Annotated in this window: 10 protein-coding genes; 6 read left to right on the top strand and 4 right to left on the bottom strand. The window is 43.3% G+C overall.

Annotated features, from left to right (window positions below):
- Window positions 1-337: 337 nt before the first annotated feature.
- Both JMX18_RS12000 and JMX18_RS11995 read right to left on the bottom strand, forming a co-directional pair.
- A complete protein-coding gene (locus JMX18_RS12000; protein ID WP_201587955.1) occupies window positions 338-1150 on the bottom strand; it encodes a crotonase/enoyl-CoA hydratase family protein in 813 nt (270 codons plus the stop codon).
- 170 nt (window positions 1151-1320) lie between these two features.
- Window positions 1321-4935, bottom strand: coding sequence for an ATP-binding protein (locus JMX18_RS11995; protein WP_201587954.1), 3615 nt, complete (start codon window positions 4933-4935; stop codon window positions 1321-1323).
- 239 nt (window positions 4936-5174) lie between these two features.
- On the opposite strand from JMX18_RS11995, the gene cysM reads away from it, so the two are divergent.
- The 6 genes from cysM (at window position 5175) to JMX18_RS11965 (ending at window position 13196) form a co-directional block, all read left to right on the top strand.
- The gene (gene cysM / locus JMX18_RS11990; protein ID WP_201587953.1) at window positions 5175-6155 is read left to right on the top strand and encodes a cysteine synthase CysM; all 981 of its coding nucleotides are present in this window, start codon (window positions 5175-5177) and stop codon (window positions 6153-6155) included.
- Between the two features lie 21 nt (window positions 6156-6176).
- Window positions 6177-7007 (top strand): 3'-5' exonuclease, encoded by an 831-nt coding sequence (locus JMX18_RS11985; RefSeq protein WP_227674654.1) that lies wholly within the window; start codon window positions 6177-6179, stop codon window positions 7005-7007.
- A gap of 60 nt (window positions 7008-7067) precedes the next feature.
- A complete protein-coding gene (rlmD, locus tag JMX18_RS11980) occupies window positions 7068-8618 on the top strand; it encodes a 23S rRNA (uracil(1939)-C(5))-methyltransferase RlmD (protein WP_201587952.1) in 1551 nt (516 codons plus the stop codon).
- A 400-nt stretch (window positions 8619-9018) separates the two neighbouring features.
- Window positions 9019-11565, top strand: coding sequence for a RelA/SpoT family protein (locus JMX18_RS11975; RefSeq protein ID WP_201587951.1), 2547 nt, complete (start codon window positions 9019-9021; stop codon window positions 11563-11565).
- Between the two features lie 53 nt (window positions 11566-11618).
- A complete protein-coding gene (gene mutM, locus JMX18_RS11970) occupies window positions 11619-12557 on the top strand; it encodes a bifunctional DNA-formamidopyrimidine glycosylase/DNA-(apurinic or apyrimidinic site) lyase (protein WP_201587949.1) in 939 nt (312 codons plus the stop codon).
- 198 nt (window positions 12558-12755) lie between these two features.
- Window positions 12756-13196: a hypothetical protein gene (locus tag JMX18_RS11965; RefSeq protein WP_201587947.1), complete on the top strand. Its 441-nt coding sequence runs from the start codon at window positions 12756-12758 to the stop codon at window positions 13194-13196.
- 162 nt (window positions 13197-13358) lie between these two features.
- Here JMX18_RS11965 and typA read toward each other — a convergent pair whose 3' ends face one another.
- Window positions 13359-15206, bottom strand: coding sequence for a translational GTPase TypA (gene typA, locus JMX18_RS11960; protein WP_201587946.1), 1848 nt, complete (start codon window positions 15204-15206; stop codon window positions 13359-13361).
- 353 nt (window positions 15207-15559) lie between these two features.
- Window positions 15560-16819: an OmpA family protein gene (locus tag JMX18_RS11955; RefSeq protein WP_201587945.1), complete on the bottom strand. Its 1260-nt coding sequence runs from the start codon at window positions 16817-16819 to the stop codon at window positions 15560-15562.
- Window positions 16820-17042 lie beyond the last annotated feature (223 nt).

Genomic DNA, 17042 nt, shown 5'->3' with positions numbered 1-17042 from the left:
TTAATATTGCTATAGAACCCATTTACAACTGTCTAGCTTTTTTGGCGTAGGCTGAGTTTTATTTCAGCTTTAGAACCTTAAAAAGCAAAATGCTGGGTTAGAAACCCAGCCTACAAACGTTCACGTTAAGTCGAGAATCAGGTTTCTATAGATAACTTTCTATAGACAAAAAAGTAGCGCCATATAGACGCTTAAATGAGCTGATAGAAGCCAGCCAACAGTCGTTATATCGTACTACTTGCTCGAATTTCAATAGTTAGCTGACATAAATAAAACAAAAACTAATAAAAAAACCTTAACTATATAAATTATATAATTAAGATATACTTAATCTATTTCAACTAAACTGACGCTTAGCAAACTCAACACTGGCGTCTTTTGCTTTCTTTAGAGCAAGCTTACGATTGCGGCCCAGCATCATTTTCAATTGCCACATTTTTTCTTTATATAAAGTCAGAGTCGATTGCTGATACATGGCGTTAATCACCCGCTTACTAGCAAGTACTGCATCAGGAGAGTGCTGGGCAAATTCAGTAGCAAGCGTTTGGGCATCCTGTAATGGTGAATCGCTGCAATGGCTCACCAGTCCTAATCGCTTGCCTTCTTCGCCATCAACAATCCGTGCAGTCATTGCCAGCTCCTTCAATACATCGGCTCGTACTACGCCTAACGCTGATTGAGTCAAGCCCATATCAGGTACTAGCCCCCACTTCGCCTCCATCACCGACAGCTTACAATCAGGGCGACTGATACGTACATCACAAGCCAATGCCAACTGCAAACCTGCACCGATACAATGGCCTTCTAATACGGCAATTACTGGAATCGGTAGCTCTCGCCAAACCAAACAAACCTGCTGAAACTGGCTTTGCCAAGGTTTAATCAGCTCCCAAAAGGCATAAGCTTGATTCTTCGGGTTATTTAAGTCGCCCAAATCAATACCGGCACAAAAAGTCCCTTCTGCCCCATTGATAATAACCGCTCGTAGTGCCTTATCTTTACTAATGAGCGCTGCCGCTTTTATAAGCTCATTTACCAGCTCAAAACTCAAAGCATTCTTTTTCTGGGGACGATTTAAAGTAAGCGTTAAAACTCCTTCGGTAATACTGACTTGCAACGTCTTATATTGATAGGCGGCGATAGCGTGCATAGTTATAAATCCTTTATAATGAAAAATGATAAATAAAGCGGACAATAATAGTAGCAGGCTAATAGCCATTGCACCGCATTAATAACTGACCGTCACGTTGTTATAACTGGCAAGCTCATTAGGGCGTGTTGAACATTCACAAGCAGGCACTGCTGATAGCTTATAAAAATTTATATCATTTTCCAAGTCATATCATCTTCTTGTAAACGATAATAATTGAGCTGCGAATAGGAGGACAAATCAAGATTTTGCAGATTATCTAACGCTAACATCAAGTTTTCGTAATAAGGTTTTAACATCGCAATTTGAGCAGGAGTGGTATGCTGAACGTTCAGCAAACATTTATCCTCAAAGTCTTGACTGGCTCGGCGTAGCTGCGGTACGCCAGTATAGCGACTGGCACCCAATATCCGGTGAGCAATTTGCGCAAGCTCGCTTCGATCGCGGGCTTGCCAAGCCTGAGCCAAGGCTTGCTTTTCATCAGCAATAGTATCTAGCATCATAATAATGAGCTTGGCAGCCAATTCTGGCTTGTTGGCTGAACGTGTCAGGGCATCTTCCCAGTTTAGAATGTCTAAATCATCTTTGTTAACAGAATCTTGGTCATAAGCCGCTAGAGTATTAACTGTCTGATGGTCTTCTTTCATTTCTAATAAAGGGGTTGCCGATACTAATGATGGTTCTGAATAGCGTGGCCGAGTGGGTCGCTGCGGCTCACGTAAGTACTCATCACGTGGTTGGCTATCACGCAGATAGTCATCACGAATTTTCTTAAGTGACAAAGGTCGAGGGAGCTTTTTGCTAGGCCGTTTTATACCTTGTCTTGCTGCTTGAGCCGTGAGACTAGAGGTATTATCAGCGTCCTGGCGCTGAGCTTCTGCAGACTCACTAAGGGTAGTTTGTGACTCATACACTTGAGTAGACAAGTCTTGGAGATTACTAAAAGGTAAGTGCGAAGAATCGGTTAAATCGTGACTTTGTGTAGATACACTACCGCTACGGCCCAACCATTTTTGTAGCACTTGTAATAGCTGCGGCTGACTAATAGGCTTACCGACATAATCATCAATACCGCTAGCGATAAGTTTATCCCGTTCATCGAATAATCCATGAGCCGTCAAGGCAATAATGGGGATACGATGCTCTGGCGCTTCTATTTTACGAATTTGGGCAGCAGCTTCTCGTCCAGACATGCGTGGCATCTGAATATCCATAAAAATCAGGTCTATACTGCTTTCATCTATACTATTCTGCGCTTTTTCATCGGTATTGATATTCGAAACCGCACTGGCTATAGGGCTATCGGAGGTCCTAGTTTCAGCTTTAGAAACTTGGGTCTTATTTGACAAGCTTTGCTGAGCAGATTTAGGAGGTTTTATATTTTTAGCTTGCTGCTTACTGATAAGCTCGATGGCATCAAAGCCGCTACTGGCCGTAATAACATGAATACCAAGCTCGCTAAGTAGCGCATCCAACACCAATAAGTTCGGCAAGTGATCATCAACCGCCAGTACCGTTATGCCCTGCCATATGGGCGTTTGTGACTTTATAGGGGTGTTTTTCTGACGAGTATCGAGCATAGCGTAGAGCTGACGCTTATCTAGAGGTTCGTATAAAATACTAGCATGATAACGATTGAGTAGCGCTTGATCGGCAGCGACTTGATAGCCAAATACGGCCAGCTTGCCTTGATAATGCAGACGAATCTGTTTGAGTAGTGCCATCATATCGTCTTTGGTATCATCATCAACGATGACCCAGTCCCAATAATTACCCTGCTCTTTTAGCGACTCAAGCACTCCAGGTAAAGAGTTGGCTTCAGTCAGTTTAATGGGTAGATTTTGCAGGCTCGCTTTAAGTACTTGTCTTGAGGCGACATGGTTTATCCAGACCAGTACATTAAATTCATCATTGGCACTGGTTAACGGCGCTAGAACTGGCGGCTCAATAGTCTGACCCGTTGCTACCTCTAACACATCAACATGCGCCGGCATCCGAAACCAAAAAGTGGCGCCTTGATTGGCAATATTCTCTTGTACATTATCATAAAAGCCAATATCACCGCCCATTAAGCGTACCAGCTGCTTGGAGATGACCAGACCCAAACCGGTACCTCCATATTGACGAGTCACTGAAGGATCGCCCTGACTGAAGCTTTGAAATAGCATTTTTTGATCAGTCATTGAGATGCCCTTACCACTATCTTGGACGCTGATCATAAGATAGTTATCTCTGTGGTCATCCAAACTGACTCGAACTACCACATCGCCGCTATCGGTGAACTTGATAGCGTTGCCAACGATATTGGTCAATATTTGCTTGAGGCGCAGTGCATCACCATTGATACGCATCGGTACATCGTTATAAAACAGCACCGCCATGCGCAGACCTTTTTCCGCCGCAACCGGCGAGAGCATGTCAACCACATCATAAATGGTTTCATAAAGATCAAACTCATGACGATCTAGAACCAATTTTCCCGCTTCTATTTTGGAGAAATCCAGCACGTCATTAACTAAAGCCAGCAGGTGCGCTGAAGATTTACGAATGGTTTGTACATACAAATCTTGCTCGGCGTTGAGCTCACCATGACGCGCTAGCAGGTTGATAAAACCATCAATACTATTTAGCGGGGTGCGCAGCTCATGACTGATGTTAGCCAAAAAGGCGGATTTGGCTTGGCTGGTTGAGATCGCCGCATCACGAGCATTACGAATAGAAATATTTTGCATCTCCATCTCATCAAAAGCTAAACGCAGATCATCTTCGGTTTGCTCGGCATGATCTTTGAGCTCTTGAAAGCTTGAGTGTAGACGGCGTAAAGTTTTGACCAAATCTTGTTGCAATAAATTGAGCTCGCCATCAGACTCAACGAGGATAGGCTGATATAAGTTCTCAGCGTTAGTACGCTGTAGCTTTAAACGCAGCTCATAAATGGGCGCAATCCAGCGTTTGGCATAGATATTTAGACTGAGTAGCAAAATTAGAATAGTAAATAAGCCGGTAATCGCTAAAGCCATGGCAACCCGGTAACGAGCTATATGCAGGGGCTCATTGTCCATATCGACCAACAGCCACAATTGCTGACCGTCAAAATCTCCCAGTACGCTACCATAAGCGGTGCCAATAGGTGTCGGCTGCTGGGTCAAAAAGGGTTGAGAGCTGTCTATAAGCGGCCAGCTCTCATTGACCCCGTAACCAACAGTAGCCAGTACTTGATTGCTGTCATTGATAATAGCAATACGCTGGACATGCTGGTCAGACTGCATGCGACTGAGCTTATCACGAATGTTTACCAAAGTTGCCATGGCGCCTTGCGGTGCAACGTTACTACTAATGTGGCTTTCATCAATAATGGCTGCATTAGAGGCGTCACTCTCATTACCAAGCGCTTGTTCTGATAATGCGCTATCTCGACTGCCTCTTTGGGCGCCGATATAATGGTCTGAATGCACTTGAGACAATGGCAAGCGGGTTGGTTGTGTGCCTGTTTCTGTAGCGGCTGGGTTAGTAGATGAGCTATTAACTTGCTCAGCACGTTGCTCGTTAGCTTCTAGCTTTGCACGCTGTTGTTCAAGTAAGTCTGGCACCAGCTCAGTCACCATAGGGGCATAGCGTATCAGTACCGCTTCTGCCAATGCTTCTTGCTCTGAATTACTGGCGCGCATGGTCTCATAAAACACCAAAATACCGCCTACAATAGCCAATATAGAGATGGGTAAAAACACCAATATGATCAGCTGACCATAGGCGCTACTGGTATTAAAGCGTTTTTTATATGCCATGCTTTGCCTGTACCTTTATAACCATCATATATTGCTCACTTAAACATTTTAACATGCCCTTATATCGCTGTTGCCTAATTTGTCCTACTAAATGAACAAAGTCAAATAAGCTAGCTACAAAGCATTTACGAATAACCTTCTATGCGCTAAGCGCAGCCAAAAACAAGATGATATAATGAAGGCAATTTTTACACCCGATTATTCAAGAATTAAAAACAAACTTCAGTAAAGGATGCCTTATGTCGTCTACCAGCCTATCGAATAATAACTTTATCACTCAAATCACTGAGCTTGCCGATTGTGTCGGTCAGACGCCATTAGTCCGATTAAAGCGTTTGCCAGAGCAAGAAAACATCACTAACGGGGCGCAGCTTTTAGCTAAGCTTGAAGGCAACAATCCAGCCGGCTCAGTCAAAGACCGTCCTGCCTTTAATATGATTTATCAAGCCGAGCAGCGCGGTGATATCAAGCCCGGTGATACCTTAATTGAAGCGACCAGCGGTAATACCGGGATTGCTTTAGCGATGGTTGCCGCCATGCGTGGTTATCCTATTATTCTGCTGATGCCGACCAACTCAACCCAAGAGCGCAAGGACGCTATGGCGGCTTATGGCGCTACCTTGATCGAAGTCGACGAAGGCATGGAAGCCGCGCGTGATATGGCGCTACAAATGCAAGCAGAGGGTAAAGGTATTGTCCTTGATCAGTTTAATAACCCCGATAATAGCCAAGCGCACTATCTGACTACTGGTCCTGAGCTATGGGCGCAGACAGATGGCAAGATTACCCACTTCATCAGCTCGATGGGCACTACTGGTACTATTACTGGTGTAGCGCAATATCTAAAAGAGCAAAACCCAGACGTGCAAATTATTGGCTTACAGCCGGACGAAGAAGCTTCTATCGCCGGTATTCGCCGCTGGCCTGCCGCTTATATGCCCGGTATCTATAATAAAGATGTGGTCGATGAAGTGATGGACATTGATCAAAACTTAGCTGAAGTATATATGCGTAAGCTTGCCAAGTCCGAAGGTATTTTTGCCGGAGTTTCCTCAGGAGCCGCCGCTTGGGCCGCCCTGCAAGTTGCCAAAGCCAATCCTAATGCCGTTATTGCCTTTATTGTCTGTGATCGCGGTGATCGTTATTTATCGACAGGTTTATACAATGTTGACGATAGTAACGTTGATGAAAGCGAAGTTGATGATAGCAACTCGTTATAAAAACATTAGGATGCAGGATACATGATGACTTACGCCCTACCCTCAAATCCGCTGTTGGTTTTTGATATCGAAACCGTTGCTGATACCGCAGCCGCTCGGCGAATTTATCCGCAGTTGGCGCAACTAAATCAGGCGGATACCTTGAGCGCATTAACCGCCATTCGCCTACAAGAGGCTGGTCACGATTTTATGCGTTTGCCGTTACAGCGTATCGTCTGTATCTCTGCATTCTATGTGCAAGGTGAGAGCACCACTTTGTTTTCACTCAGCGCTGAGAATTTGCCTGAACAAGAAATTCTACGTAAGTTTTTTAGAGCCTTTAGCGATGTCGAAAGCTTGCCGCAACTTATCAGTTGGAACGGTTCAGGTTTCGATATTCCAGTGCTAATTTATCGCGCTATGCAGTACGATTTATCCGCGCCTTGGCTGTTTGAAGAAGGCGAGCGTATTAAAAATATGCGCTTTGATAATTACGTCAATCGCTTTCATAGCCGCCACCTTGATTTGATGGACAGATTTAGCCAATATGGCGCCAGTCGCCGCGAAGCCATGGATGTGGTCGCAAGCTTGTATGGTCTACCGGGTAAAACCGATGTCGATGGCAGTATGGTGGGCGACTTAGTCATCAACGAGGATTGGCAAACGCTCACCAATTATTGTGAATCTGACGTAATGAATACTTGGCTTATCTACCTGCGCTGGTTACGCTTGACGGGTAAATTAACCTCAGACGGCTTTCATTATTGGCAACAACAAACTCACCAATATCTAGCACAGCTCACCGAGCCTGATGGTCAGGTACGTCATCGAGAATTCCTCGCTGATTGGTCATCATTTCAGAATCAGATGTAGAGTCAGCTATTAATATTTGACACTTTTTTATTTATTTTCATTTATTGTTAAGGCAGGTTTATGCAGCCCACCGATCCTAAAAGCACTACCGTACCTGATGCGGTGCCGAGTACTACCCCCAAATCTGGTAATACTCAAATCTCTATCCCCCCAAATAAAAAGAAATCTAAACCCTCATCAAAGACCCGTCGCCGTCTCAAGGATGCTGAACCTTTGCCTTTTGCTATCGATGGCTTATCGCACGATGGCCGTGGGGTTGCAGTATACGGTAATAAATTTGGTGCAGAGGACGGTCATATTGAGGACAAGCATGGCAAAAAAGTTTTTGTCAGCTTTGCCTTGCCGGGTGAGAGCGCTTTAGTAAAGCTCACCAATAGCCGCAATAGTTTTGAAGAAGGCGACGCCATTAGCATCACCGCTAATCCCAATCCTGAACGTGCCGTCCCGCCCTGCCCGCATTTTGGGGTTTGTGGTGGCTGCAGCTTACAACACTGGCAACCCGATGGGCAGATTCGCTTTAAGCAATCGGTACTGGCTGAGATGTTAATCCATCAAGCGAACGTAGAGCCAGATACATGGCTGGCTCCGGTAGTCGGTGATCGCTTGGGTTACCGCACCAAAGCGCGATTGGGTGTACGTTATGTGGCTAAAAAAGAAACGGCACTGGTGGGCTTTCGGGAGCGCTCCAGCAATTTCTTAGCCGAATTGAATGAGTGTCATATTTTAGACCCGCGTATTGGCTTTGAGATTGAAAACTTAAAGACGCTGATTAGTACCCTTGAAGCCCGCGATCAAATCGCTCAGCTTGAGCTGGCCATGGGCGAGCACTTACCAGAATTGCCTGATGGCGACCAGCCAGTAGCGCTAATTGTCCGTCACCTATCGCCCTTATCTGATGCTGATTTAGATAAGCTAAAAGACTTTTTTGCCGCCCGTAACTGGCAACTGTACTTGCAATCAAAAGGGGTCGATACTATCAAGCGCATTGCGCTTCATCCTAATGATGATATAAGCGCACAATTTGGTCGCCTTTATTATCAATTGCCAGAATACGATCTCACTTACGAGTTTATCCCGACTGACTTTACCCAAGTTAATTTGTCCGTTAATCGTCAAATGACTCAATTAGCTTGTGACTTATTGGATCTCAAAGCTGGTGAGCGCGTCCTTGATCTATTCAGCGGTTTGGGTAATTTTAGTTTACCACTTGCTAGATTAGTCGGTGAAACCGGTGCTGTTATTGGCGTTGAAGGTAGTGAGGCAATGACCCTGCGCGCGGCTGACAATGCACGGCGTAATGGTATCAATAATACTGAATTTTATAGCCAAGATTTAACGCAGGACTGCACTAATGAGCCTTGGGCAAACCAAGGTTTTGATGCGTTATTAATTGATCCGCCGCGCTCTGGAGCTTGGGAGATTATGCAATATTTGCCAAAATTTAATGCCGAGCGTATTGTCTACGTTTCATGCAACCCCGCTACTCTCGCCCGCGATACCAAAGCCCTGTTAGAGCAAGGTTATCGCTTGACACACGCTGGAGTCATGGATATGTTCTGTCATACCGGACATGTCGAATCGATTGCTCGTTTTGAGAAAGTATCGGCTTAATTTTCCCACTTTATAATAGACTAGCTCATCTAGGCTATGAAGGTGGCTTCTTATTAATCACAAGCAGCTTATCAAACTATGTTACGCTTGTGATGATGATTATTACAGAGGCCAGCTTGAATTGCTTTATAAAAATGGGATAATAATACCCATACCAGTTATGTGTGTTTGACCCGTATATTAAGTTTACCTGTATAATATACTTTATATGAGATTATATATCATTAGATATCAGATTTTAACTTTTTTTGACCGTGATGATAGCTGCTAAAATGGACTTTTTGGCAGCTTTACTGATTTAAAATGGTTAGCTTTACACTACCTTTTAACGGTTACATTAAAGGCTTCACATAACTTAGGAGGTTGTAATTAATTTGAAAATAGCTAAGAGGAGTCGGCTATGGTAAAGATTCGAGAAGGGTTGCCGCTGGTAGATGGACAGACCACGCAAACCGATAGCGCCACATCGGCTGCACAACTGGTAGCCAGTCAGCGCTCTCATCAGTCAGCAAATAGCTATGCCCAAATCCCACTAGAAATCAAACAGCAGCTGTCTACCCACAAGCTGCATACTACTTTTGATCGCTCCACTCAAGATAGTTATTATCAACTCGAAAACCCAAATAAAAAAGAGGTTGATAATACTGCGTTAGACAGCAATCAAAGCTTATCACGAACACTTGAGAGCAGTGAGTTGGATCATGCCAATATTGATGTCCCTGCTTGGCTTACTAATGTCGCAAAACGCATTGGTCAAGAGTCGGTACCTCATCTTGCAGCCGCTTGTGAATTCATCCGCAGTCGTATGAATACCAGTGAGTCTGAGCGTTCTGGCGCTTACGTCACTGGTATTGGTATGGCTGATATTTTGACCTACCTTTATCAAGATGAAGATGCTCTAGTCGCCGCCATGCTCTATCGCAGCGCGCGTATGTCTTTAGTGAGCTTGGCAGATATAGAAAAAAACTTTGGCACTGATATTAGTATTTTGGTCAAAGACACTTTGGCTATGGGTAAGCTATCAGAGATTATTGAAAGTAATAAGCGCTTAGAAGACCACTTTGTTAATAATCAACGTGATCAGCTTTCTAATATCTATAGTATGCTGATTTCGGTCACTAATGATGTGCGTGTCGTGCTCATAAAGCTTGCGGAGCGTACCTTTGCTATGCGTGAGCTCTCCTTTTCTAGTGCAGAGCGTCAGCAGCGGGTTGCTCGTGAAGTCATGACTATCTACGCCCCTTTAGCGCACCGTTTAGGTATCGCGCAACTCAAATGGGAGCTTGAGGATTTAGCTTTCCGTTATCTGGCTCCTGATCGTTATAAAGAGATTGCCAAGCTGTTATCAGAGAAGCGCAGTGAGCGCGAAGAGTATATTCAGCGGGTACAAGACAAGCTCAGTAAAGCGCTGACTGATGCAGGTATCGCAGGAGAGGTCTCTGGCCGGGTCAAACATATCTATTCTATTTATCGTAAAATGAAACTCAAAGGATTATCCTTTGATCAGTTATACGATATTCGTGCTCTGCGAGTGCTGGTTGATAATCCTTCCGATTGCTATCACGCTCTAGGCTTGGTACACGGCCTATGGCGCTATATTCCTGAACAGTTTGATGACTATATCACCAACCCCAAATCGAATGGTTATCGCTCTTTACATACTGCCGTTATCGCTGAAAATAAGTCGCTTGAGGTGCAGATTCGCACCCATGATATGCACTTTGAAGCTGAGCTTGGTATGTGTGCTCATGTTAATTATAAAGAAGGTCTAAAAAAGAAAAAAGATAATTACCTCAATCAAAGAATAAGCTCGTTACGTCATTTATTATCAGTTAATAATGAAGCTCGTAACCAGCTAAGCTCAGCCCTAGCTGATGGTGAAGAGTTAGACGAAGCCGATTTTGAAGACGAAGAACAAATTGCAGACTTTGATGAGCTTGAACGTATTTATATCTTTAGCCGTGATGGTGATATTACTGAGCTGCCAAAAGGCGCCACCGTGCTCGATTTTGCTTATTACGTACATACGCAAGTCGGTAATAGTGCTCAAGCGGCGCGAGTAAACCAGCGCTATGTGCCGCTGACTTATCAGCTAAAAACTGGCGAGCAAGTTGAAATCATCACCAAAGCCTCGCGAGAACCCAACCGTGATTGGCTAGTTCCATCACTGGGTTATATTCATACCAATCGAGCGCGCTCAAAGCTGCGTCAATGGTTCAATAAGCAAGACCGTGATAAGAATATCCAAATTGGTCGCCAGATGCTCACCAAAGAGCTTGAGCGCTTATCTGTGCATCCTAACAGCATTGATCTGAATGATTACACCCAGTTTTTCCATGTCAATAACGCCGATGATATTGTAGTGGGCTTGGTGACCGGTGATATTAGCTTGCATCAGCTGACAGGTCGTATCTCCCGCGAGCTGCATTTAGAACCTGAAAAGCAAGAAGAAGAGTTTGTTCCCAATGTAGATAGCAAAAACGCTGACAAACTGGATGCTTTCAAGATTAGCATTGATGGTCTCGATAACATCGAGATCAACTTAGCGGGCTGTTGCCACCCGGTACATGGTGAGCCTATTGCTGGATATATTACTTTATCGCGCGGGGTTAGCATTCATAATCGCGGTTGCCCTGAGTATATACGTCTGATTGAACGTGAGCCTGAGCGCCAGATTAACGCCTCTTGGAAATCTAAGAGTGGGCGCTATCAGCCGGTTGATATCCATATCGAAGCTTATGATCGCCGGGGTTTATTACGTGATTTAACCCAGATTATTGATAAAGAAAATGTCAATATTCGTAAAGTTGAAACCTTAAGCACCGATGATAATATTGCTTTTCTGAAGTTTCATGTTGAGGTTTCAGGGTTGGCTCATTTATCTAAACTATTGGCCAAGCTTGAGCAGCAGCCTGGTATCTTGCATGCTCGGCGTGCCATTGCCTAATAGCGGCCTAACAAAACACCAAACTATATATCAAAAATTACAAAAGAGTTGTTATGCCTGAATTACCTGAAGTTGAAACCACGAAAACCAGTCTAAAACCATTAATGGGACAGCAGGTAGCCGATGTAAAGGTATTTCAGCCCAAACTACGTTGGCCGATGCCTGATAATCTAACTGAGCTTATCGGTTATGATTTAGCAGGTATCGAGCGCCGTGCCAAATACCTAATATTGAACTTTCTGTTATCTTCTAAAAGCACGCTTAAGGTTAATAATCAAAACGATGATAACCATCAGACACTACCCGCCCAGTGTCAACTCATTATCCATTTAGGCATGTCTGGGAGTTTGCAACAACATCCTATCAGTGCTGATAAGCGCAAACACGATCATTTGATCATTACCTTTATCAATGATAAAGGTACACGCACCCAACTACATTATCATGACCCTAGGCGTTTTGGTGCGGTGTTATGGTATGAGGATTACAGTGCCAAACTGTTTGATCATCTAGGCCCTGAGCCCTTATCGACAGCATTTACTACCGATTACTTATACCACTTGATTCAGCGTACCAGCGCTGATAATGAGCAAGAGTCTAGTACTAAGCCAAATAAGCAACGTCCCATAACCCGAGCTATTAAATCCGTGATTATGGAGCAAAAAGTGGTGGTTGGCGTTGGTAATATTTACGCTACTGAAAGTCTTTATTTAGCAGGCATTCATCCTGCAACTCCAGCGAATGAGCTTACTTACGAACAACTGATAACTTTGGTTAAGCATATCAAAACTATTTTAAAGAAAGCTATTGAACTGGGTGGTTCTACTTTACGGGACTTCACGGTAGCGAGCGGCCAAACAGGTTACTTTCAACAAACCTTAAATGTTTACGGTAAAAAAGATGAGCCTTGCCCTCATTGTGCGACGCCGTTAGACAATATTAAACTAAATGGCCGTGCTAGTATTTATTGTCCTAACTGCCAAACGCTGTAGTTATCGATTACTTAGTTGCAAGTTGTGTGATGGTCACTTGCTTAATAATATATTGAGTCCTAGATAAGTATTTATGTTGCTTATTACTGCACATCTTGCTTTAATAGTAATAATACTCATAGATACTTTGTAGCAACATAATAGTAACACTAGTCAATACAAAGTTATCGTTATACCGATTCTCTTTAGGATATTTTCATGGCTATTAATACTAAGACTCAGCGTTATTTAAAGCGTAAGCTTGCCACCACTGCTGTCAGCATTGGGCTTTGTTTGGCTATTATACAGCCAGCGGTAGCAGCTATAGAGATCGACGAAGACGATTTCGGTCCCTCTTACGAAACTATGGCAGTAGATACTATCGTTGGTAAACCATTGCAGTTGGTTACGGCTGTCGCTGGTACCGCCGCTTATCTGGTTAGTCTGCCTTTTTCATTGATAGGTGGCAACGCTGATCAGGCGCAGCAAAAACTATTTGTTGAACCTTGGGATGCTATGGGACGCTGTTTGGGCTGCACAGTAGCTGAAGATAATTATTATAAGTCGCAAGCGGTTAATAATCATGTTATTCGCATTGTGGTTGACCAGCCTTCAGAGATCCTCATTAATACGAACGATTATGTGGTCGTAACTCCTTAATTTTGAGCAGGTACTATTTAACTTCACTATTCCACCGCTTCATCAAATAAACTAGTCGAACAAAAAGCTTAGCTTAAAAATTGCAGGCACAAAAAAGGCTAACGTAAAGTTAGCCTTTTTATTTGTTTAATATAATTGATTTCTCATAGTTAAAGAGAGGTATTAAGCACCTTTCTTACGGCCATGACGTTTACGCTCACTTTCAGTCAAATAACGCTTACGCAGACGGATAGCTTTTGGCGTTACTTCGACCAATTCATCATCTTCAATAAATTCAAGCGCTTGCTCTAACGTAAACTTCACAGCTGGGGTTAGCGTCAATGCTTCGTCAGTACCACTAGCACGAACGTTAGTTAACTGCTTAGCCGTAGTAGGGTTAACCGCCATATCGTCATTACGTGAGTTCAGACCAACGATCATACCTTCATATACTTCAAGTTGTGGCTCAGCAAATAACTTACCACGCTTTTGTAGGTTAAACAAAGCAAAACCTAAGCAAGTGCCATTGGCCATAGAAACCAGCACACCGTTGCTACGTCCCCCTACATCACCCACTTTTTGTGGACCATAATGCGAGAAGCTAGAAGTTAAGATACCAGTACCTGAAGTCAAAGTCAGAAATTCCGAACGGAAACCAATAAGGCCACGAGCGGGCATAGTAGCCTCGATACGCATACGACCCTTACCATCAAGCTGCATATTAGTCATCTCGCCTTTACGAAGACCAATTTGCTCCATGATAGGACCTTGATGCTCTTCTTCGATATCAAAGATGACGTTTTCATACGGTTCTTGTAGCTTACCGTCGACTTCTTTAACAATAACTTCTGGACCTGAAACGCCCAGCTCAAAACCTTCACGGCGCATATTTTCAATCAGTACCGAAAGATGTAGCTCGCCGCGGCCTGAAACTTTGAATTTATCAGGAGACTCTGTATCTTCTACTCGTAAAGCTACGTTATGAATAAGCTCACGCTCTAAACGCTCACGAATATTACGTGAGGTTACGAACTTACCATCGCGACCGGCGAACGGTGAGTTGTTCACTTGAAAGTTCATAGATACTGTGGGCTCATCAACCGTTAACGCTGGCAGAGCTTCAACATGATTAGGGTCACAAATAGTATCAGAGATATTTAAAGCATCAATACCGGTAATACAAATAATATCACCCGCTTGTGCATCATCTACCTCAATACGATCAAGACCATGATAGCCCATAATCTTTAAAATACGACCATTACGGGTTTTACCATTTTTATCAATAACCGTAACTGGGGTATTGGTTTTGATTTTACCACGTTGAATACGACCAATACCGATAACCCCTACAAAGCTATTGTAGTCAAGGCTTGATATTTGCATACGGAAAGGCGCATCGGCATCAACCTGTGGAGGTTGTACAACGTCTACAATAGTTTCGAACAAAGGAGTCATATCATCAGCAAGATTATCTGCTTCCATGCCAGCAATACCATTTAGTGCAGAAGCATAAACTACTGGAAAATCCAACTGTTCATCAGAGGCACCTAGATTATCGAACAAATCAAAAATCTGATCCATTACCCAATCAGGACGGGCGCCAGGACGGTCAATTTTGTTGATAACAACAATGGGCTTCAAGCCTTGCTCAAATGCCTTTTGAGTTACAAAGCGTGTTTGTGGCATTGGTCCATCAACGGCATCAACCACTAGCAATACGCAGTCTACCATTGACATAACACGCTCAACTTCACCACCAAAGTCTGCGTGACCTGGGGTATCTACGATGTTAATACGATATTCAATATCTTTTTTAGGATGCTGCCATTTGATAGCAGTGTTTTTGGCAAGAATCGTAATACCACGTTCTTGCTCAATAGCACCTGAATCCATTGCACGTTCGGCAATGTTTGCACGGTCGTCAAAAGTACCAGATTGATGGAGTAGTTTATCAACCAAAGTTGTTTTACCGTGATCAACGTGGGCAATAATTGCAATGTTACGCAGGTGTTTGATGTCGTTCGCCATATAAAATGCTCGTTTCGTCTTAATAAAATGCAGTAGCAGTAAGCGCCGCTGGATAAGCCTTAATAGTTAATTAGATAGATATTTAGGCTTTTAAATATAGATATTCACTAAAAGATAAACTCAGTGAGATAGAAAAGGTAGCAGCCAAAGGTACCTATACTGACAAATCCATCGTTCAGATAGCCATGCTAATTGACACTTTTTCAATTTACAAAGTGTTTGGGCGGCTAGTATAACATTATTGTAGTATGAATTTACCAAATAACTTCTGTTATATAAGGCCATAAATAAAAAAAGCCACCCATTGGGCAGCTTTTTTTGTAATTATATGCAATATAACTATTAGCTATTACTTATTGAACAACCATATCTTTAGTTTGTTCAACAGTCATTGTTTTGTCACCAGTGATGATGGCATAAACACGACGGTTCATAGCGCGACCTTCTTCAGTGTCGTTTGGAGCGATTGGACGGTCATAACCGTAACCAACAGTTGATAGACGATTTGGTGCAATACCGAATTCGTTAGTCAATGCTGATTTAACCGCTACAGCACGAGCTTCAGATAGACGTTGGTTATAAGCTGCTGATGGGCCAGTCTTAGAAGCATGACCTTCAACACGGGCTGTAGAGTTAGGATACTCGCGCATCTTCTCTGCTACTTTAGCAATTTCGCTCATGTATTGGTTTTTGATATTTGATTTGTCATTATCAAAGAATACACGTAGCTCCATTTTTAGCTCATCAGTGATGTCTACTTCTACTGGGCAACCGCGCTCGTCTACTACGACGTTCATTGGAGTACCTGGGCACTCATCGATACTGTCAGGTACACCATCACCGTCAGAATCAACTTCAACTTCGTCTACTACGATTACAGGAGTTTCAACCACTTCTGGAGCATAAGGCTGAGCTTGTGGTGGAACAGCTACTGTAGGTGTTAAATGACCACCCAGTACTACTTCCAAACCAGCTAGAGCCATCGCTTCCCACCAGTTGTTATCAAAGTTGTGGATAGCACGGGCTTCACCACGTAGGCTCAACGCATCATTGATACGATACATAGCACCTAAACCTAGGTTACCGATAGTATCTTTAGTACCTGATACTTTAGCGCCTGCTGGTACAACACCAGGTGCTATCGGGTTAGCATTAGTTCCAGTATTATTAATATAAGCTTCTTGTGCTTCTACTTCGATTTTAGAGCGACCCGCACCAATTAGTACGTATGGCTTCAATGGGTTGTTAGTGTAGCCAGTGAACTCTTCGGTACCGATTAAGAAGTTACCAGTGATCATTTCTTGTTCAACATCAAGACCACGATTACGGTTAATGCCTTCAACCTTACCATCAGTATTCGATACACCATACTCTACTTGGAACTGAGTAGAAGGAGTTAGCTCGATACCTAGCGCTGCACCAGTGTAAAGACCGTCTTCTTTATAAACGCCATCAGCACCTTGACCAGTTTTCATTAGATCACTTTGATCGTCATCAGCAGTTTCACTGAAATGATAACCAAGTAATAATGGGCTAATAGTTACGCCAGCGTTTGCTGCTAGTGGGGCAGCAGTCACGGCAACTAAAGCTAAAGCAATTTTATTCAATTTCATGGACTTCCTCCAAAGGATGATTTGAGTGATGCGTTAAGCAATATCACTTCCTAAGATCTGCTAAAGACTGACATTTTTATAAATGTGTCATTTTGCAACAAAACCAATTAGGGAGTAGCTTATCGACTATCGATTGAGTTTACAACTTTTTTTGTTAACCAGCTACACATTATTACACGATAATGTTGTAACACAAACACAATAACAGGTTTAGTTTACGAGC

Source organism: Psychrobacter jeotgali, from assembly GCF_904846315.1.
Taxonomy (GTDB): Bacteria; Pseudomonadota; Gammaproteobacteria; order Pseudomonadales; family Moraxellaceae; genus Psychrobacter; species Psychrobacter jeotgali.
This window is presented reverse-complemented; position numbering and strand designations above follow the sequence as displayed.

Coding starts and splice junctions, on each gene's coding strand:
- JMX18_RS11995 (WP_201587954.1), bottom strand. CDS start 4,935: ATGGCATATAAAAAACGCTTTAATACCAGTAGCGCCTATGGTCAGCTG.
- JMX18_RS11985 (WP_227674654.1), top strand. CDS start 6,177: ATGATGACTTACGCCCTACCCTCAAATCCGCTGTTGGTTTTTGATATC.
- cysM (WP_201587953.1), top strand. CDS start 5,175: ATGTCGTCTACCAGCCTATCGAATAATAACTTTATCACTCAAATCACT.
- JMX18_RS11965 (WP_201587947.1), top strand. CDS start 12,756: ATGGCTATTAATACTAAGACTCAGCGTTATTTAAAGCGTAAGCTTGCC.
- JMX18_RS11955 (WP_201587945.1), bottom strand. CDS start 16,819: ATGAAATTGAATAAAATTGCTTTAGCTTTAGTTGCCGTGACTGCTGCC.
- JMX18_RS12000 (WP_201587955.1), bottom strand. CDS start 1,150: ATGCACGCTATCGCCGCCTATCAATATAAGACGTTGCAAGTCAGTATT.
- rlmD (WP_201587952.1), top strand. CDS start 7,068: ATGCAGCCCACCGATCCTAAAAGCACTACCGTACCTGATGCGGTGCCG.
- JMX18_RS11975 (WP_201587951.1), top strand. CDS start 9,019: ATGGTAAAGATTCGAGAAGGGTTGCCGCTGGTAGATGGACAGACCACG.
- mutM (WP_201587949.1), top strand. CDS start 11,619: ATGCCTGAATTACCTGAAGTTGAAACCACGAAAACCAGTCTAAAACCA.
- typA (WP_201587946.1), bottom strand. CDS start 15,206: ATGGCGAACGACATCAAACACCTGCGTAACATTGCAATTATTGCCCAC.